Below are 15,912 nucleotides of genomic sequence, written 5' to 3' on the forward strand. Positions count from 1 at the left end.
CGCTAGGCTTTTTTTGGGTCGGCGGGCTCTTTGGTTGTCCCGTCATCCTCCTGGGGCTCCCCCGCCGAGGGCGCCGGGGTGGCCAGGCCGCTCAGCGCCTTCACCGCCACCGCGAGGCGCATGATGTGATCGGGCAGCGGGTAGCTGTTCATGACCCGCTGGCGGGCCTCGTCGAGGGTGTCCGCCGGGTTCAGGTAGTGCAGACCATAGGCGGCCATGGTGGCGTTCAGCTCATAGACCACCCTCTGCACCTGCAGGGTGTATTTATGGGCGGCCTTGTCATCCCCTTCCGGGGGCTGGGCAGGCCACTCCACGTCCGCCAGATAGGTCTGGTAGTCGAACAGTTGCAGGGCCGTCAGCGCCCGGACGGTGACCTCGGAGGTCAACCCGCCGGGGGTGACCAGGCTGATGGTTCGGCTGTCAATGTGCGGCTCGGTCATGCGTTGGGGTTCCAGTCAACTTCTGCCGGGGCCTGACGGCCAGAGAGGGAGATTTTCACCGAGCGGGTGATGGTCTCTTTCGCCTGCACCGACTTGCCCACGCTGCTGACAAAGCCGTAGAAGCCATCCCAGGCGCCGTTGGGGTACTTGATGAAGAACCAGCGGCGCTCCTGGCCGAGCTGGTTGCACAGCAGGCGCTGGGTAGTGTCGGCAGGCTTCCAGGCCAGGGTCAGGGATAGCTGGCCCGGGTCGATCTGGCCGGCCTCCTTCTCCTTCCACTCCGGGCTGTCAGAGTCCAGGTAGGATTCCTCGACTTCTTCGGCGGTCATTTCAGGCGGCGTCAGCTCCTTGATGTCCGCCAGGCGGATCACGGTGCCTTCGGTGGCAGGGTTGGGCTTGGCCTCGCCGACTTCGGCGGCCATGTACAACTGGGTGCCCGCGCCCTTGACCGGCTTGGTTCCTTCGATTGTCATCAGTTATCACTCCAGGTTGCGTTGAAGTTGAGGGTGAGCGAGGCCAGGCCGGTGCCCAGTTCGTCCACGCCGTATTGCCAGCCGGCGGGCTCCAGCCCCGCCAGCAGCAGGCCGTCCAGGTCATCCCCGGGCAGGGCCGCGAGCTGGTCGGCCAGCGCGTCGAGATCGGCGTCGGCCTGGTTGGTTTCTGCCACGTAGAGGGACACCATGAGCTGCGCCCGCTCGCCCTCCATATCCAGGGAATGTTCCCCCTCGCCGCCTTCGAGGAAGTAGCAGAACGCCAGGGGCAGATCCTCGGCGGACACGGCCACCGGGCGGCCAGGAATGGCATCCAACAGACTAGGCACGGCGTCTTTCACCCGAGCGGCCAGGGCCTCTCGAATGTCGGTTCGTATTGTCATGATGAGTCCAATAAAAAACCCGCCGAAGCGGGTTATTTGGTTGACGTGGTTTGCCGTTTGGCATCCCAGCGGTTGAACATGCCATTGAGGATAAGGGTCATGCCGACTGTGATGACGAACCCCAGCCAGCCGCCCTGCCAGGTGCCGATGGCGATCAACGCCAGCATCAGCAGGGCTACCACGATTTTCAGGATGATCATGATCTCTCCTTGAGTGAAGATCGGGATCTTACCCTCATTTGAATGCCAATTGAAGCTGACGCGCCAGCGCCCGCTGCATTTCGCGGGGCATGTCACGGGCCATCCCCGCCTTGGCCTCGCGCTCGTAGTGCTCGGTGATCGGCGTCACCAGCGGGATCCGCATCACCTCCAGGGCATGGCGCCCCTTGCCGACCCGGCGCAAGATCTGCCAGCTTTTGAGCTTGGTGGCCGCATAGCCACCGCCTCGGCGGTACTCACCAAACCCCTGGCTGCCATCAGCCACAAAGCCGCCAGCCACCCGATGGCGACCGGCTTGCATATCGCCCGCCTGGTAACGACCACCGCGCCGAGTGAGCCGCTGCTGGGCAGGGCCAAGCCGGATCATGGGGATAGGGCGGCGGCGCACCCGGATGGTGGCCGAGGGCTTCTGCTGCGAGGCTTTGAAGATCTTCACCCGGGGGCGCAGCAGCTTGGCGGGCACCAGCACCCGGCTATCCTTGGCGGTCAGCCGGATAGCCCGACTGGACGCGCCAGTCGCCACCCGGTTGACCGCCTGAGCGCTCGCCTTCGGCACCAGCTTGGTCGGCAGCAGATTCAGGTTCGCCAGCGCCTTGTCCAAGTCTTGCTTGATGGGCATGGCTTCCTCACTTGATGGGGATGATCAACTGGCCAGCCCGCATGTATGGCACGTCTCTGACAGTGGTCACCAGGCCAAGGCTTGGCACCTCTACCTTGTCACCATTACGGAAACGCACCCCTGGCGGCGGACTGCTCACCGCGAGCTCGCGCAGCACTGTCGCCACCTGGGCAAATGCATCAGGTTGTTCGTCATAGATCACGGTCAGCGGCTGACCGGCGACAACGGCATCGATACCCATGGCTTGATCAACGGCCACGTTGAGGCGACTGACCGCCCGCTGCCAGCGGGAGCCGGTCACCATTACTGGACGATCAGCGCGTCGGCGTAACCGCTGGCGCCGCTGCTGACCAGCTTGCCGAAGTCGTCCGCGTCCTTGGTGGTGTCTGCGACCAGCTTGGCGCCATCCCATTTGACAGCCGTGCCAACCGTGGTCAGCGCGGTGTCGCAGGGGAGAGACCAGACACCGGACAGGGCGCCGGTAAACTCGGCGCCCGCGGTGGCATTTTCCAGCGGGACAACGGTCAGAGCGCCCATCTTGATAGGCTTGCCGGCAACCACACCACCGGCCGGGGCGACAAACGCCATCTGGGCGCCGGTACAAACGAAATTCTTTGCCATGTTGCTGTTCCTGTTTGTTTGCCAAAAGATGGCCCGCCATGTTGCGGGCCGTTCCGATTACTTCCCGGCAGCCTTGACAAGGCCGCGATGGTCGAGGGCAGAAACCCCCGCATCGATGCGAACCTTGGTGGTCACGCCGTCAACGGTGAAGCCTTCCTGCTGCTCAATCCAGGGCGCATCCATGCCGTCCAGATAGGCAACCTCAACCGTGTCGCCACCCTGCGCAGCCAGGAACCACTGGGCCACATCGCTATCGGAGAGGCGCGGCTCACCGATCACCTCGGCGAAGCCCTTGAGCGGGTTGCTGATGCCGGAGTTGGCATCGGCACCGGGGACGGAGGTGCTGTTGATCAGCTGGAGCGCGGTATCTTCCAGCTCAATCGGCACCAGAACAAAGCCCGGGCGGATGTTGAGAGCGCGACCCTTGCCACCTTCTGCGGCCGCCTTCTGGCTGCGCATCAGCGCCTTGGCAGCAGAGAGTGCCTTGATGCTCATGGCAGAGTCTGCGCCGCTCAGCAGGTTGTGGTGATCGGCGTGGAACAACGCCTTGTTGTCCGGCATCTTGATGTTCTGGGTCAACACGGCATAGACCAGATCTGCGATGGTGCCACGCGCCGCCGCCCCCATCAGTTTCGGGATGCGGGTCAGCAGGTCGAGGTCATCGTTGATGATCGCCTGGCGGGTGATGCAGAACAGCTCGCCGTAGGTCGCCAGCTGGATGGTGGCACCGGTGTCGTTCAGGGTGATGTGCTTGTACTCAGCACCCTCACGCACTTTGCGCAGGCTGGCGATATCACCCAAGCCGACACGCTGGGCTACCTTGAAGTCGGACAAGGTGCCCTTGCGCGTCCACTTCTCGAAGGTCTCGTTGGCGGATTCCCAACCTTCCAGCACTGACTTGTTGGAGACATCCATCAGGATCTTGCCAAAGTCGGAACTGGTGTGGGTGAAGGCCATGCCGACATAGTTCATCGGGCTCATGCCGGAGGTGGATACCCCGCGACCTTCCAGTGATGCCCGCGCCAGCTCGCGCAAGCTGAAACCGTCATAGCGGTTGTCACGCTCTTTCTCTGCATGACCACAGCGAGCCATCAGGGAGGCGCGAACAGAGTCGCCGATCAGGTTGCCGTTGCCAGCGTGGATATGCACGGTGGAACCCAGCGGGCCGGTTTCACTGGCGCCGGTGCCCAGCGCTGCCTTGATTTTCTCTTTCGCAGCGGCGGCGGAAACATCCATATCATCCAGGCACTCGGCCATCAGCTCAGGGAAGCGGCCGCCGGTCAGCGCAAACAGATCCTGAATGTCATTGCGGCGAGCCTGCTCCTGTCGCTTGAAGGCAGCGACAGCATCATCACCAGCGGGCTGCTGGGGTTGGCCAGGCAAAACGGCGGTCGTGGTGGGATTGGCCGGTACAGGAGCAGCTGTGCCAGCGTTCGCTTTGGCGCCGAACAGGGTTCGGGCCTGGGTAGGAATGTTGTTAAAGTCTTTCATCTTGTTCTCGTTCACGTAGGCGGCAGCCGAGATCGGCTCTTCCAGGACATCGACAAACCCCATCTCTTTGGCCTGCAGGCCATCGAGCCAGGTATCTGCCGACAGTAGCGCGGCCAGCTCCTCGCGGGGCTTGCCGGTTTTCCTCTCGTAGGCGTTGAGCAGCAGCGCCTCGTTGCGATCCAGCCAATCGGCCAGATCTCGCAAGTCGTCCGCATTGCCGACTGCGCCAGACCACGGCTTGTGGATCATCACCCAGGCATTGCTCGGCATATGCACGGTGGCATTGGGCAGGCAGAGAATGACCGAGGCCATACTGGCCGCCAGGCCATCGTTCCAGATGTCGATCTTGCAGGTGAGGCGGGCCAGGGTGTTGTAGATGGCAAACCCGTCCATCACATCACCGCCGGGGCTGTGAATGTGCAGATTGATTTGCTTGGCACTAAACACCCCGGCGGCCTTGCAGTCCGAGATGAATTGTTGAGCCGACACACCCCAGTAGCCGATCACGTCATAGATGTAGATCTCGACAGTGGGCTCTGAGCCGGCCAAGGCGCTGATGGTGTACCAGCTGCGGGGGCTCTGGTTATCGGCGGCGGGTTGGTCGCTGGCGGCCTCCGCTCGCGCTGGCATCAGCGCGGTCTGGACCGCCGCCGTCAGGTGGTGCTTTTTCACTGGGTTGTGCTCCTGGATCATTGGCTGGGTTGGAATCGGTGATGACGTTGTTTTGCTTTTCCCATTCCAGTTCGGAAAGACGCTGGTCCCGCACCTCGTCAGGGTTCCTGTTGCGAGCCCGGATCCACTCAGTCACCGTGCCAGCACTACCACGAATCAAAGCTTTCCAGCCGTTGGCCTCGCGCTCCGGGTCAATCCAGGGCATGACAGGGGCCAGATAGATGGCATCGAACAGGGTTTTCATATCCAGCTCGGGAGGCAACTCGAGCGGGTCTTTGCTGCGCAGGATTTCGGCTCGCAGCCAATCCCGAAAAACAGGGCGCGACCAGTTGGCCACAAACTCATCCTGCAGCACGGCGAAGCCTTCCCACCCCTCGACCAGCTCCTGGCGCTGGGCGGAATAGGTGCCGTCATAGTCGCGGGCCACGCTCGAATACTGGCTGCGAGTGCCAGCACAGGATGAGCGCAGCTGGCCCGCTCGCCAGACGTTTAGGGCTGTGTTTGGCCGGTTGGACTGGATAACCCCGACATCCTCGCCGGGGCGCAGGTCGTCAAAGGTCATGCCCGGCGTGATGTCGATACTTCGCTTCTCTTGCGGCGGCGAACCATCTGGCGGAGGCTGATACCCCTGCGGATCCTCCTTCTTGATGAAGAAGGCGAGCGAGGCACTGATCCGAGCTGCCACACGCTCGGCCTCCTCCACCGACTTGAGGTCAGCGAGGCGAGTGATGACACCGTGCAGCAGCGTAACGCCGCGCAGCTGATGGATCCGCTTGCGCAGGGCCAGGTGATACATCTCGCTGGCTTCAACCTCCTTGGTGCGGTAGCGATAGCCCTGCATCTCGCCGGGGTGATCGAACATCACAAAGTAGGATTTCGGCCGGCGCCAGGCATCGACCTTGATCCCCTGTCTGACGCCATCCGCCACGCTGTTCATCTCGAACGGCACAAAGTCAGGCTCCAGCACCTCCACCGAAAAGGGGGTGTCAGAATGATGCTGATAGCCCTTGATGGTGCCGAGCAGGCGGCGGCCAAACACCTCGCCATCGCGCAACCAGGTACGACAGACCAGGCGCTCCATGGCGGGACGGGTGTAGGTGCCGGTGGTTTCCGGTTTGAGCGACCAGGCAGCCCAGCGGCGGCGGATCTCCCTGGCGAGGTCATCCAGCAACTGCCCATCGACAGAGCGGGGCTGCGGCTCGATCTGGATGCCTTTGCCGCCGACAATCCGCTCCTCCATTTTGTCGAGGAGGCCGATCACGATGTCATGGTTTTCGTCCAGGGCTCTGGCCTGCTCGCGCAAGCTGATCGCCGATTGCTGGGTGGCCACGTTGGCGCCCCGCCGTTCCCGCTTGGCCTGATGGGTTCTAGACGGCATTGCCGCCTCGTAGGCCATCATTCGCAAGCGGTCGCGCATCCGGTTGGCCGCCCAGCCGGGCGAGATAAACCCGACCAACTTATCTATGGCTCTCATGTAAACCTCGCGGCGGCATAGGGCTGACGGGCAGGGTTGGCCACGCTGGCGCGGCGCTGCTCCCACTCCCGCCGACCAGAGCGGATCTCGTTGAGGTTTTCAGAGGTCACAGTGCGGCCCTGGAACGTTACCTGCTTGCCGGCCAGCACATCGCGCTCGGCCTGCAGGTACAGCTCGATCATGCTGTCGATATCGCTCAGCTTCACAGCCAGCCTCCTGAGTTTGTGCCGAGCCAGCTGTTGCCTGCTGCCGTGGGTCTTGGCTGCGGGCGGGATACCGGCTCGGCGTGGTTGATAGTGGTTGGCTGATGCCGGGCGACCAGGCGCCAGCCTTTGTGCTGGACGCCAAGGCGCACGGCGGCCAGTGAGTAACCCGCGCAGTCAGTGGGCTCGTTGCGGGCGCCGGATGGGTTAACCCAGCGATAGACGCGGCGGCCCTTGATAAACTCCAGCCGCTTTCGCTCACAGGTCAGACCCTTGAAATAGTGTTCATCTGCCCACTCGGCGACAGGGTGGTGCCGGTAACCAGGCAGCGGCCCGGATAGCGATGCAGGCACATCGGCCAGGCGGGCGTAGATCACGTCCTTGGCGGTGTCGGTGCCGACCTCCGACAGGTAAACACCCTGCCGGTTCTTCTTGCGCGGGAAGGTGATGATGGGTTTGCCCATCACCGAGGCCCCCTTGATAGGGATATATTTGCGCGGGTTGCGGCGACAGAACTGATAAACCTCATCGGTGTAGTGACCACCCGAGTCAATCAGCACCAGGCCGATATCCATCACCTCACCGTTGGCCTTGATAAACTGGCGCGAGAACTGCTCGTGCAGTCGATCCCAGATCTCGGTGTGCCCGAGGTTGCCGTACAGGCGCTGGTAGTCGATCACCCACTGCTCCTCCCCCACGCCCCAGCCGGTGATCTCGAACTCGATACGGTCATCCTGGGTATCAGCCCCGACAGTGATATAGAGCACCCCATCAGGGACGGGGTGCGGCCATACCTCGCGGCGGGCGGCAAGCGCCTCCCACTCCAGTTTCTCACCGGTCTCCTCTTCCCAGGTCTCGCCCAGCGTGGTGTTGACGAAGGTCTTTAGCTTGCCCTGGTCATCCTTCGCTTTGAGGAAGTCAGAGACAATCCGCACCCATGTCGTCAGCGGGCTGTAGGCCGTCCAGATATGGAAGGTCACCGACTCGGGAGGAGGGATCGGTTGGTCATCACTGTCGAACCAGTCGATGGAGTCCCGCGTCCAGATGCCGGTGCGCTCGCAGATCCAGCGTTCCACCGTCTCGTAATCCATCTCATGCTGGCGAATGGCGCAGCCATTTGCCTCGCACAGATAGAACGCCGAGTTGTGGTTGTTACCGTCCCACTTGATGCCGAACTCGGCATCGGGGCCGCCCCACTTGAGGTACTGCTCTGCATGGCAATGTGGGCACTTCACGTGATAACGCATCAGGTGCTGCGATTCGCTGGCCGCCCGCTCTATCTGGCACTGCCCCGCGATCTTGGGGGTAGAGCCACGGATTGATTTGGGGTGGGTCGAGCCCTCCATCCGCTTGTCACCGAGGAACGTGGGCGAACCCTCGTGATCGATGTCAGCATCGAAGGCGGCCAGCTCGTCATAGATACCGAAGTCGGGAGAGGCTTCTCGGTAGTTTGCCGCCGCTTTACCACCCCGGATCTCTAACCCTCGCCCGTTGGCGAATCGCTTGAGCTCCAGCGTGTTGTCTTTGTGCTTCTTCCCATACCAGGGCGCGAGCGCCTTTAGTCTGGGGACATCACGGATCATGGGATCAACGTGCTTTTTGACGAACTTTTCAGCATCACCATCAGTGGGATGCCAGATCAGTCCGTTGCGCTTCTTGTGCTCCAACAGGTAAGCGGCCACACCGAGCAGCATCTTGGTGTAACCAACCCGCGCCGACTTGACGAAATTGACCTCTCGAATGTCGTCATTGGCCATCGCGTTGATGATGGCCACCTGGAACGGCAGCGACTTCCAGCGGCCCTCCTGATAGGAGGACTCCACCGGCAGGTAGTAATGGTCATCCATCCACTCGGCGGCGGTCTGCACCGGCGGCCTGAGCAGGGCTGACAGCCCAAGGTTTACGGCAGCCGCCAGGCTACTTACTTGTGCTGTCGATATATTCATCCAGTAACTCCGGCAGCAGATCACCCAGGGAGGCCGCCTCGTTGCTGGCTATGACCAGTTCGCGCTGGAGCCCCTCGATGTGCTTGGTCTGCAATTCGGGATAACGGCGGCGCATAGTGAGTGGAACGGTGTCGAGCAGACTGCTGACCTTTGCGGCGATGCGCGTCAGAGCGAACGTTGCAAACTCGGTCGGCACCTGATGGCGCTCAGCGATCCGGTTCTCGCGCTCGGCCTTGTCGGCCTGCTCCTTGGTGAGCCTCCACCGTTGGAAGTCCAATTGATCCTCATCCATGTCTTGAGGATCCGTTGGTTGGTGTTTTTGGATCGCGTTCTCGATCCGGTTATCCACAACCGAGCGCACATCAAAGTAAACGTTGCGCCCGATCTTTTTTACTGGCTTAACTCCCCACTTATCAAAGGCTTGCACCGAGATCCCCAGGCTTGCAGCCATGTCGGATTTTTTCAGCCAGCCAGGCGCAGGGCGATCCTTGTCTGATGGCTCTGACATGAAAACAACAACCTCACTTCTTGGGGTTTCATATGTAGTGAAAAAACGCGCCTCGTCCGACCCGTAAGGCCGGGGGGTGGCTGGGAGTACCTTTACCCTGGGGGGTGGGGTATTGCGGTAGTTGGGTTAACGGGGTTGAGTCAATGAGAGATAGGCTCTTTCGCAGGCTAGTCCTGACGCTCGAGCTCGGTCATACGCTGCTGCCAGCTCACCCGCTCTTTCATCAGCCCGGCTGAGCAGGTCGGCGAGCACCATGGCAGGATGTCCGGCTGCCGGGCCTCCCTGGGCAGCCCCGGGATTGCTGGCGCACTGACTTGCTCGGGCTGCCAGGCGGCGGGCTTGCTCGCGCAGCCGGCCAGACTCAACGCCAGCAGCAGCGGCATCAGCCTGCGCTTGGGCGATTTCTTCTTGTGCATGGTCTCTCACCTCATCGATTTCAGCCTGCCGGCGCTGCTCTTCCTCCCGAGCCTTCAGCTCAGCCTTAGTTCTGGCTGTGGCAAGGCGGGCAGCCTCTTCATTCCACTTTGCCTGCCAGGTCTTGCGCTCCCCCTCCTCCCCAGCAGCATGACCGGAGCGATAGAGCGCCACACCGCCGCCGGCCAGGGCGGCTATCACCAAGGCACCGGCCAGGAACGGCAGCACCTTGCTCTGCTGAGTCACTCCCATCACACCCCCTTGCACTTCGCATTGAGGCGCAGCCGGTCTTTCCAGAGCCCGGGGCATACCCGGTTCCCCGGTACCGAGCAGTCCTGGTTGCCGGAACGCTTGAATAGCAGGATCGCCTCGCAGGCCCCGGGGTAGTCGCCAGCGTTCAGGCGCTTCACGATGGTGGATCGGCAGAAGGCGCCGGGACCGATGTTGTGGGAGAGCTCGACATAGGCGTCGAACTCATACTGGTGGAGTGGCACCTTGATGCAGGCCTTGAGGGCATTCTCGAACACCCGCACCTCCCGAAGGCTCCTGTTCACCGCGGCGACGGGCGTGATGGTGTCACCCATCTTGACCCCTTCGGTGCTCCCAAAGCCGATAGTGGGGAGCTTGGTACCGTGTACGGGGTCGGGGTAAGCCGTCGGCTCAAACCCCTCCCGATTCAGGATCCCCACAAAGCCGGCAGCACTGAGAGTGAGCGCCGCTATGGCAATTCGTACTTTTGTCATGCCTACCCCACCTGCTTGGCGCGTGGCTTGATGATGTTCGACCAGATAAACCAGCCGATCTGAACCGAAAGCCACACAAGCGTCGCGATCAGCACCCAGTCATTCAAAGAGACACCAGCCCACGACATACTCACCACCGCTACAGGAGGGGCAGATTTCGCAGTTTCACCGACCACAGTGGTAGCGATCTGCTCATGGCCTTGATTCATGAATCCACCACAGAAACGAAAAAACCCCGGCTAAGCCGAGGTTTGAGAGCAAGAAACAAAAAAAACCGCAACCTTTCGGGTGCAGTCTTCCATCGTTGGCAATCAGCCTACACAAAATTGCAGGTGGCCGTCAAGCCACCCTCACCTGCACAAGCAACAACCCCGCCGAAGCGGGGTTCTAGGGGCAAGTGACTTACCGCGTCGTATACCAATAGCGCGTCTGCGCCGCTGACTCCTGCTGGTGGCACCAATCCAGCACGGCCAGATAGAGCGGATACCAGCCCAGCTCCCATTGCCCACGGGTCAGTCCACCAGCCAACGGTTCAATGGCGCGTCTGATCTGAGTACCCGGGATGGGGCGTAGCCCGGTACCACCACAGCGTGGGCACACCTTATCAATCGCCTTGCCGTGCAGGCGGCTCAGTTCCAGGTCGCGGATCACTCCCCGCCCCCGGCAGAACTGCGGGTGACAGGAAGCCCCAGGAGTGTCAGCAGTGCGGCAGTAGTGTTCCAGGGCCAGCTCGGCCACCCGGCGCAAGGCCATGCCATGGCCACGTTCCTTGTTGGCCCCCACATAGCGGGGGGCAATCTTGGTACACTCGGCTTGCACAGCTAGCAGGGCCTTCTTAGCATCCCCTAGGTCTTTGCAGTAACGCGCCATCACCAGCGCCATGCCGGCACCATTGTGCTTCTGAACCATTCCCAATGCCGTCATCACATCACTCTTTGTCAGATGAGAACGCCCCGTTGACTGGGCCTGATAGGCCTGCAGCATCACAGAACGCGGATCCCCTACGGTAATTGCATATTCAAAGCGCACTCATCACCTCCACAGTTACCGACACCATTCCCCCTTTCACTACCGGCCCACGCTCCACCAGCAACCGGTCGATCTGGCTATCGTCCAGCCACACCCCGGCGTGGGTCAGGGCGTCTTGCACCGCCTTCACCGTGTTATCCAGATCCCGGGCTCGCCGGTCAGGGGCCTGCACCACCAGCCGCAGGGCCAGCCGATCGGGAATCTGCTTGCCGGCTAACTTGGCAGCCAGACAGGCATCAGCCGCAGCTTTGCGATAAACCCTCCCCTCCTGGCTCAGCAGGGTTCTGGGCTTACCGCTCACGGCCACATTGCGCCAGATCCGGTTGGTTGAAGGGGGCCATGGCAGGGTCACTGTCCATGAATCAGCTTTTGGCATTGAACACTCCCAAGGAGCAAGCAAGCTCCAGTGTGTTGATAACGTGCTCCAACTGCGAACCGTGCTGGGCTTCCCAGGCCTTCCACCCGATCCGGTGCAACTCCATGTGTGGCTGGTGGGCGAGCGGGAACACCATCAGATCGTGCGCCTTACTACCCATCACACTCATCCCATGACCCACGACATGGTGCGCCTCGATGCCCTCGCGCTGGCCCGTCACCACACAGGGCAACTGTCGAACAAAAGCCAAGTAGGCCGCACACTCCCAGCGCTGTCGTTTGGGCTTGCCTAAATGCAAGGCCGCAGGCTCAGGATCAATCTGGCGAATGGCCGGTTTGGCATTGATGCGAGCCCGCAGATCGGCCAGTGGATCGCGCTCTGCCACCTCAAGGCGATGATCACGATAGCGAGCATCGGTCTCCCGGTTACCACGGGGCGACCACTTCCGATCCGGTTCGATGGGTGCCAGGCGACAGGCAGAGCGCAGCAGCGGATCCGGCAATGAAGGCAGCACCTTATAGACGGTCGCCCACCAGCACAGATCCCGGGCAGTCAGGTCAGCAGCGGCCACCCCACACCAGCCAGCGACCCGCTGCAGCACAAGCTGCGCCAGCCACCCGGCCACATCGGCGAGGCGGATCGGTAACTGCCCATTGCGGTGCTCGTTGTCGTGATGCCAGCACAAAGGCAGATGGACCCCCTCCACCTCTGCGGTGACGGTTTCCCCAATGCAGCCATCGGCTATCACGCAAGCAGTGGCATTGGCGGTCAGCAGCTCCCCACCGGCGGCATTGACCACCGCGGCGCAGGCCAGGGCCGACACCAACTCAGAGAACTGGGCCAGCAGGTCAGCCCCCTGATCGCTCACCAGACGCACCGGCTTGCCAGCCAGTTGGCGCCTCACCGCCGGCAGGCTGTCGCCCAGCGGCACCAGGGCCAGCCCCAGCGCTTCGACAAACACGGCGTTACCTGCGCTCACGCTTGCCCCCTGATCGCGTTCAACTGTTGGCGAAACCACTCACGGTGCTCTTCATCCACCTCATCGATGGCGGCCACCACGACCTCACGCCCGATCTCGTTGCGGCGACGGCGCCACACCAGCAGGTGCGCCTGCTTGATCAACTCGATGCGCTGCCGTTCAGCTGATGGCAACAGGGCCAGGTTGTGACTCATGCGGCCACCCCACGCAGGATGCCGTCACGGATCAGTCGCTCCACCAGCCACTGCTGGCCCTTGCCGGTGATCAGGGGGGTGAAGCTGATCCGCCGCTCGCCGTTGCTGTCAAACGAGCTCTCCCGGGTCGCGAACAGCCCGCGGTCCACATACTCCTGCATCGGCAGGTTCCAGCGCTCCCCGCGGCAACTCATCAAGATCTTGCGTTCCCTCAGCAGGGTGAACAGGGTATTGGGGCCAAGGCCCACCGTCTTGGCGAACGCCGACAAGGTGATCCCCTTCTCCACACTGGCGATCTGCTTGGCGAACTCCACCGCCGGGGCATCCATCGCCACCTTCTGTTCCAGCGCCATCTTCTGCTCGGCCAGCTCGGCAGCAAGGCGCAGTGCCTCCGGCAGGGTCTGGGGGATCATCATCGCGGGCTGGTGGGCTTGCTGCTCCAGCTCCTGCCAGCGGCGAATAATCCGGATCCGCAACTGGGCGCTGTAACCGGCCACCAGACAAAGGGTCTCGTCCTTGTCCAGCAACAGGCACGGCTGGGTGCGACCACGGCCATCCTGGTAATCGCCTGACTTCTCAGGAGATTGAATTTCCACCAGCATCTTGCGGATATCGGCCATCACGTTGTCGTGGCGCTTTCCGGTCAGCTCGGCGATCTCCACGCTGGTCATCGTCAAAGGGGTTGCCCCCCGCATCATCAGTTCCATCACCTCACCCCCATCGACACATTCGCGGCCAGATACACCGCTAACCCCACCAGCACCACCACCATCAGGGTACCCCTCATGAAATCGCGCATGGGATCATCTCCAGCGTGGCTGGCCGCTGTTGCTGGCCGCGCAGGGCGTTTACCGCCGCCATGACTTCGCCGAGATCGGCATCCTGCACCAGGTAGTGCCCGGCACGGTGGGCGGCAGAGGTAGCCCCCAGCTGGCGCGGACAATCCGACACCTCAAGGCGCACCTGTACCGGCAGCCAATCCTTCACCTCGGGGTACACAGCCACCCGCACATGCTTGGCGGCCTTGATATCCCGCTCGCAAGCTTCACTGAATGTCACTGCCATCACTGCACCCCCAGACAACTGATGTTTGCTCTGAGCAGCGAGGCCTGCAGCGCCACTGCGTCCTTGGTGATCACCTCGACCGATGACAACTCGAAATCGTCACCTTCACCGATGCGGGCCGGCACCGGCTCGAACTCCCCCGCTTTCTGCGCCATCGTCCAGCTCCAGCCGGCGGGCGCCTCAGGGATCTCGATATCGAAGGTGCAGGGCCACATCTTGTGCAGCTGAGCCATCGCCGCATTGGCGATCAGCTCGTGTTTATTGGCCACCATGCTCACCTCCCCGCTTGAACAGCTTTTTCAGGTTTGCCACGGCGCGCTGGCCTGCCTGCTGGTAAAACTCAGGGCTGTGCTGGATCTGCGCCCGGGTTGGCAGCCCCTTCACCACCTCGGCGTTCAGGTCTTCACCGGCCATCATCCGGCGCACCAGCTGGGCATAGGCCTGATCGAACACGGCGCGGTAAGCGTCTGCGCTCAATGTCTGGCGCTCCCAGCTGGTCGCCTTGGCGGCCAGCTCAACGGCGGGATGGGTGTAACGGCGGGTGCGAACCTCAACCAGCGCGCTATCCAGCGTGGGCAGGCCGAGTGACTCCGGCGTTACCTCACACCACTTGATGAACTTGCTGGTGCTCGGGAAGAAGTCCCCGCCGTGGCTACGGGCCATCCGCATCCCCAGCTGCAGCTGCTCGCGGCTGGTGCAACCGGCATCGACCAGGGCGCGGGTCCACTCGGCCAGCGCGCGGCGCTGATGGTCGTCAGTGGGGAATGCCTGTTTCCATGCCGGGAACACCGCTTTGAGCTGCTCGAACAGGGTGGCAACCATCTTGGAATCCCGATCGGTCAGCGGGCGCTGCTGCTGGGTGATGGCCTCCACGGTCGGCACAGTGGCGATCTCGTGCAGCACGGCACTGAGTGGTTTCATGGTCATCAGAAACCCTCCTGCATGCGCTGATTGAGCTCAGCGGCCGTCATGGTCTGGGTCAGGTCGGTGTGATCATTGCGGCGCGGAGTGAAGCCCTGCAGACCATTGCTGCCACCACGGTCTTGGCACTTCGACAGCCAGGCGTTGATAAACCGGTTGATGCCGGTCTTGGTCTTGCGCTTGGTGGGGTTGGCAATCAGCCAGCCAGTCATGGTGCGCAGCTCTTGAGCCACATCCACCGCCGGATACAGGGCTTGCATCTGGGCGGCAAACGACTCGGTTACCGCATGCTCCCCGCTGTTGAGCGGCATGGTAATCACCACTGGCTCTTGCGGTGCTGGCTGCTTGGCTGGCAGTGAAACCGGCTCAGCAGAAACAGATTCAATCACCACCGGCGTGGAGGCCGCGATAGCGGGCTCGGCGCTAGTGTTTTGATCTTTTGTCTTTCTTGTCTTTTGAATAGTGTCTTTTGTGTATCCCTGTTTCGGGGAAGATGCCTTCCCTGTTTTGGGGAAACTTTCCTTCCCTGTTTTGTGGAATGTTTCCCCATTTTGGGGAATGTGAGTTTGCCACTCAGAAATGACCTTGTTCGGGCCAGTTTTACGGCCACGACTGATGAGCACACCCATGCGCAACAGCTCATTCTTGGCAGTGCTTACCCGAGTGGCAGGGATATTGGTCGCCTCGGCAATCTGCTCGTTGGTCATCCAGTCCATAGACTTGTTGAAGCCGTAGGTCTTGCGGATGACAGCCAGGGCCACCTTGTACTGGTGCTTGGTCAGGTCAGCCTCAATCAGCGCGTCGAGCAGGTCGTTCGCCAGTCTGGTGTAACCATCATCACAATCTGCCACCATGACCTCCTGTGGCTTCGCTGGTGCGCTATGGGCTGGGAATTGAATAACGGTGGCAAGGTTACCCATGAGCCACCTCCTGCAGGTGCTGCATCAGGCAGTTCAGGTGACGCTTGGCCTGCTCTTTGGTTGCCGGGATCTTGATGCCGCGCAGCAGACCGCCATAGACCAGATAGGACTGGCCCTGACTCTCCACCAGACGCGGGATCACAGCCGGGATCACGTTACGGCGCTTGCCTTGCGCTTTGGCGCCAGCTTCGGTACGCTTATGCAT

At 61.9% G+C, this 15,912-nt stretch carries 25 protein-coding genes; all 25 read right to left on the reverse strand.

Going from position 1 to position 15,912, the window contains the following annotated elements; genetic code table 11:
• Nucleotides 1-2: 2 nt before the first annotated feature.
• Complete coding sequence (locus AB5Y64_RS01815) at nt 3-440, reverse strand: hypothetical protein (protein ID WP_368203150.1); 438 nt, start codon at nt 438-440, stop codon at nt 3-5.
• The gene (locus AB5Y64_RS01820; protein ID WP_102948357.1) at nt 437-913 is read right to left on the reverse strand and encodes a phage tail tube protein; all 477 of its coding nucleotides are present in this window, start codon (nt 911-913) and stop codon (nt 437-439) included. Before AB5Y64_RS01820 ends, AB5Y64_RS01815 begins: the two co-directional genes overlap by 4 nt.
• Nucleotides 913-1,314, reverse strand: a complete 402-nt coding sequence (locus AB5Y64_RS01825) for a hypothetical protein (RefSeq protein ID WP_368203152.1) — start codon at nt 1,312-1,314, stop codon at nt 913-915. The genes AB5Y64_RS01820 and AB5Y64_RS01825 overlap by 1 nt, the downstream gene beginning before the upstream one ends.
• A gap of 32 nt (nt 1,315-1,346) precedes the next feature.
• Entirely contained in the window at nt 1,347-1,514 is a 168-nt protein-coding gene (locus tag AB5Y64_RS01830; RefSeq protein WP_368203155.1) for a hypothetical protein, read from the reverse strand.
• Between the two features lie 34 nt (nt 1,515-1,548).
• On the reverse strand, nt 1,549-2,151 hold the full coding sequence (locus tag AB5Y64_RS01835; protein WP_368203156.1) for a phage tail protein: 603 nt from the start codon (nt 2,149-2,151) through the stop codon (nt 1,549-1,551).
• A gap of 7 nt (nt 2,152-2,158) precedes the next feature.
• Nucleotides 2,159-2,455, reverse strand: a complete 297-nt coding sequence (locus AB5Y64_RS01840; protein WP_005323966.1) for a hypothetical protein — start codon at nt 2,453-2,455, stop codon at nt 2,159-2,161.
• The gene (locus AB5Y64_RS01845; RefSeq protein ID WP_236664162.1) at nt 2,455-2,772 is read right to left on the reverse strand and encodes a DUF2190 family protein; all 318 of its coding nucleotides are present in this window, start codon (nt 2,770-2,772) and stop codon (nt 2,455-2,457) included. The genes AB5Y64_RS01840 and AB5Y64_RS01845 overlap by 1 nt, the downstream gene beginning before the upstream one ends.
• A gap of 57 nt (nt 2,773-2,829) precedes the next feature.
• Nucleotides 2,830-4,935 (reverse strand): ClpP-like prohead protease/major capsid protein fusion protein, encoded by a 2,106-nt coding sequence (locus AB5Y64_RS01850; RefSeq protein WP_368203159.1) that lies wholly within the window; start codon nt 4,933-4,935, stop codon nt 2,830-2,832.
• Nucleotides 4,847-6,409, reverse strand: coding sequence for a phage portal protein (locus tag AB5Y64_RS01855; protein ID WP_368203160.1), 1,563 nt, complete (start codon nt 6,407-6,409; stop codon nt 4,847-4,849). Before AB5Y64_RS01855 ends, AB5Y64_RS01850 begins: the two co-directional genes overlap by 89 nt.
• Nucleotides 6,406-6,615 (reverse strand): hypothetical protein, encoded by a 210-nt coding sequence (locus tag AB5Y64_RS01860; RefSeq protein WP_270807119.1) that lies wholly within the window; start codon nt 6,613-6,615, stop codon nt 6,406-6,408. The genes AB5Y64_RS01855 and AB5Y64_RS01860 overlap by 4 nt, the downstream gene beginning before the upstream one ends.
• Entirely contained in the window at nt 6,612-8,558 is a 1,947-nt protein-coding gene (locus AB5Y64_RS01865) for a phage terminase large subunit family protein (RefSeq protein ID WP_368203162.1), read from the reverse strand. The genes AB5Y64_RS01860 and AB5Y64_RS01865 overlap by 4 nt, the downstream gene beginning before the upstream one ends.
• Entirely contained in the window at nt 8,530-9,066 is a 537-nt protein-coding gene (locus AB5Y64_RS01870; protein ID WP_041205565.1) for a terminase small subunit, read from the reverse strand. Before AB5Y64_RS01870 ends, AB5Y64_RS01865 begins: the two co-directional genes overlap by 29 nt.
• Nucleotides 9,067-9,192: 126 nt before the next feature.
• The gene (locus AB5Y64_RS01875; protein ID WP_368203164.1) at nt 9,193-9,789 is read right to left on the reverse strand and encodes a DUF2514 domain-containing protein; all 597 of its coding nucleotides are present in this window, start codon (nt 9,787-9,789) and stop codon (nt 9,193-9,195) included.
• The gene (locus tag AB5Y64_RS01880) at nt 9,732-10,223 is read right to left on the reverse strand and encodes a lysozyme (protein WP_045525021.1); all 492 of its coding nucleotides are present in this window, start codon (nt 10,221-10,223) and stop codon (nt 9,732-9,734) included. Before AB5Y64_RS01880 ends, AB5Y64_RS01875 begins: the two co-directional genes overlap by 58 nt.
• A gap of 2 nt (nt 10,224-10,225) precedes the next feature.
• A complete protein-coding gene (locus tag AB5Y64_RS01885) occupies nt 10,226-10,432 on the reverse strand; it encodes a hypothetical protein (protein ID WP_033132437.1) in 207 nt (68 codons plus the stop codon).
• Nucleotides 10,433-10,625: 193 nt separating this feature from the next.
• Nucleotides 10,626-11,147: an antitermination protein gene (locus AB5Y64_RS01890; RefSeq protein WP_223918230.1), complete on the reverse strand. Its 522-nt coding sequence runs from the start codon at nt 11,145-11,147 to the stop codon at nt 10,626-10,628.
• Between the two features lie 94 nt (nt 11,148-11,241).
• Nucleotides 11,242-11,628 (reverse strand): RusA family crossover junction endodeoxyribonuclease, encoded by a 387-nt coding sequence (locus tag AB5Y64_RS01895; protein ID WP_041211155.1) that lies wholly within the window; start codon nt 11,626-11,628, stop codon nt 11,242-11,244.
• Nucleotides 11,615-12,607: a DUF968 domain-containing protein gene (locus AB5Y64_RS01900; RefSeq protein ID WP_368203168.1), complete on the reverse strand. Its 993-nt coding sequence runs from the start codon at nt 12,605-12,607 to the stop codon at nt 11,615-11,617. The genes AB5Y64_RS01895 and AB5Y64_RS01900 overlap by 14 nt, the downstream gene beginning before the upstream one ends.
• A complete protein-coding gene (locus AB5Y64_RS01905; protein WP_005324004.1) occupies nt 12,604-12,801 on the reverse strand; it encodes a DUF3283 family protein in 198 nt (65 codons plus the stop codon). The genes AB5Y64_RS01900 and AB5Y64_RS01905 overlap by 4 nt, the downstream gene beginning before the upstream one ends.
• Nucleotides 12,798-13,508 carry a phage regulatory protein/antirepressor Ant gene (locus AB5Y64_RS01910; RefSeq protein WP_041205556.1) on the reverse strand — a complete coding sequence of 237 codons (711 nt, stop codon included), beginning with the start codon at nt 13,506-13,508 and terminating at the stop codon, nt 12,798-12,800. Before AB5Y64_RS01910 ends, AB5Y64_RS01905 begins: the two co-directional genes overlap by 4 nt.
• A gap of 76 nt (nt 13,509-13,584) precedes the next feature.
• Entirely contained in the window at nt 13,585-13,866 is a 282-nt protein-coding gene (locus tag AB5Y64_RS01915; protein WP_171865133.1) for a hypothetical protein, read from the reverse strand.
• On the reverse strand, nt 13,866-14,138 hold the full coding sequence (locus AB5Y64_RS01920; RefSeq protein WP_171865131.1) for a hypothetical protein: 273 nt from the start codon (nt 14,136-14,138) through the stop codon (nt 13,866-13,868). The genes AB5Y64_RS01915 and AB5Y64_RS01920 overlap by 1 nt, the downstream gene beginning before the upstream one ends.
• Entirely contained in the window at nt 14,125-14,793 is a 669-nt protein-coding gene (locus AB5Y64_RS01925) for a replication protein P (protein ID WP_368203169.1), read from the reverse strand. Before AB5Y64_RS01925 ends, AB5Y64_RS01920 begins: the two co-directional genes overlap by 14 nt.
• Nucleotides 14,793-15,707, reverse strand: coding sequence for a replication protein (locus AB5Y64_RS01930; protein ID WP_319886400.1), 915 nt, complete (start codon nt 15,705-15,707; stop codon nt 14,793-14,795). Before AB5Y64_RS01930 ends, AB5Y64_RS01925 begins: the two co-directional genes overlap by 1 nt.
• Nucleotides 15,700-15,912: a hypothetical protein gene (locus AB5Y64_RS01935; RefSeq protein ID WP_005324016.1), complete on the reverse strand. Its 213-nt coding sequence runs from the start codon at nt 15,910-15,912 to the stop codon at nt 15,700-15,702. Before AB5Y64_RS01935 ends, AB5Y64_RS01930 begins: the two co-directional genes overlap by 8 nt.

Origin of the sequence: Aeromonas sp. R5-1, assembly GCF_040908265.1 — a bacterium.
Taxonomy (GTDB): Bacteria; Pseudomonadota; Gammaproteobacteria; order Enterobacterales; family Aeromonadaceae; genus Aeromonas; species Aeromonas caviae.

Excerpts from the sequence above, each read along its gene's own strand:
- AB5Y64_RS01880 (WP_045525021.1), bottom strand. The coding sequence starts at position 10,223 with ATGACAAAAGTACGAATTGCCATAGCGGCGCTCACTCTCAGTGCTGCC.
- AB5Y64_RS01890 (WP_223918230.1), bottom strand. The coding sequence starts at position 11,147 with ATGACGGCATTGGGAATGGTTCAGAAGCACAATGGTGCCGGCATGGCG.
- AB5Y64_RS01905 (WP_005324004.1), bottom strand. The coding sequence starts at position 12,801 with ATGAGTCACAACCTGGCCCTGTTGCCATCAGCTGAACGGCAGCGCATC.
- AB5Y64_RS01875 (WP_368203164.1), bottom strand. The coding sequence starts at position 9,789 with ATGCCCCGGGCTCTGGAAAGACCGGCTGCGCCTCAATGCGAAGTGCAA.
- AB5Y64_RS01885 (WP_033132437.1), bottom strand. The coding sequence starts at position 10,432 with ATGAATCAAGGCCATGAGCAGATCGCTACCACTGTGGTCGGTGAAACT.
- AB5Y64_RS01925 (WP_368203169.1), bottom strand. The coding sequence starts at position 14,793 with ATGACCATGAAACCACTCAGTGCCGTGCTGCACGAGATCGCCACTGTG.
- AB5Y64_RS01920 (WP_171865131.1), bottom strand. The coding sequence starts at position 14,138 with ATGGTGGCCAATAAACACGAGCTGATCGCCAATGCGGCGATGGCTCAG.
- AB5Y64_RS01930 (WP_319886400.1), bottom strand. The coding sequence starts at position 15,707 with ATGGGTAACCTTGCCACCGTTATTCAATTCCCAGCCCATAGCGCACCA.
- AB5Y64_RS01915 (WP_171865133.1), bottom strand. The coding sequence starts at position 13,866 with ATGGCAGTGACATTCAGTGAAGCTTGCGAGCGGGATATCAAGGCCGCC.
- AB5Y64_RS01840 (WP_005323966.1), bottom strand. The coding sequence starts at position 2,455 with ATGGTGACCGGCTCCCGCTGGCAGCGGGCGGTCAGTCGCCTCAACGTG.
- AB5Y64_RS01855 (WP_368203160.1), bottom strand. The coding sequence starts at position 6,409 with ATGAGAGCCATAGATAAGTTGGTCGGGTTTATCTCGCCCGGCTGGGCG.
- AB5Y64_RS01835 (WP_368203156.1), bottom strand. The coding sequence starts at position 2,151 with ATGCCCATCAAGCAAGACTTGGACAAGGCGCTGGCGAACCTGAATCTG.
- AB5Y64_RS01845 (WP_236664162.1), bottom strand. The coding sequence starts at position 2,772 with ATGGCAAAGAATTTCGTTTGTACCGGCGCCCAGATGGCGTTTGTCGCC.
- AB5Y64_RS01895 (WP_041211155.1), bottom strand. The coding sequence starts at position 11,628 with ATGCCAAAAGCTGATTCATGGACAGTGACCCTGCCATGGCCCCCTTCA.
- AB5Y64_RS01865 (WP_368203162.1), bottom strand. The coding sequence starts at position 8,558 with ATGAATATATCGACAGCACAAGTAAGTAGCCTGGCGGCTGCCGTAAAC.
- AB5Y64_RS01830 (WP_368203155.1), bottom strand. The coding sequence starts at position 1,514 with ATGATCATCCTGAAAATCGTGGTAGCCCTGCTGATGCTGGCGTTGATC.
- AB5Y64_RS01815 (WP_368203150.1), bottom strand. The coding sequence starts at position 440 with ATGACCGAGCCGCACATTGACAGCCGAACCATCAGCCTGGTCACCCCC.
- AB5Y64_RS01820 (WP_102948357.1), bottom strand. The coding sequence starts at position 913 with ATGACAATCGAAGGAACCAAGCCGGTCAAGGGCGCGGGCACCCAGTTG.
- AB5Y64_RS01910 (WP_041205556.1), bottom strand. The coding sequence starts at position 13,508 with ATGGAACTGATGATGCGGGGGGCAACCCCTTTGACGATGACCAGCGTG.
- AB5Y64_RS01870 (WP_041205565.1), bottom strand. The coding sequence starts at position 9,066 with ATGTCAGAGCCATCAGACAAGGATCGCCCTGCGCCTGGCTGGCTGAAA.
- AB5Y64_RS01825 (WP_368203152.1), bottom strand. The coding sequence starts at position 1,314 with ATGACAATACGAACCGACATTCGAGAGGCCCTGGCCGCTCGGGTGAAA.
- AB5Y64_RS01935 (WP_005324016.1), bottom strand. The coding sequence starts at position 15,912 with ATGCATAAGCGTACCGAAGCTGGCGCCAAAGCGCAAGGCAAGCGCCGT.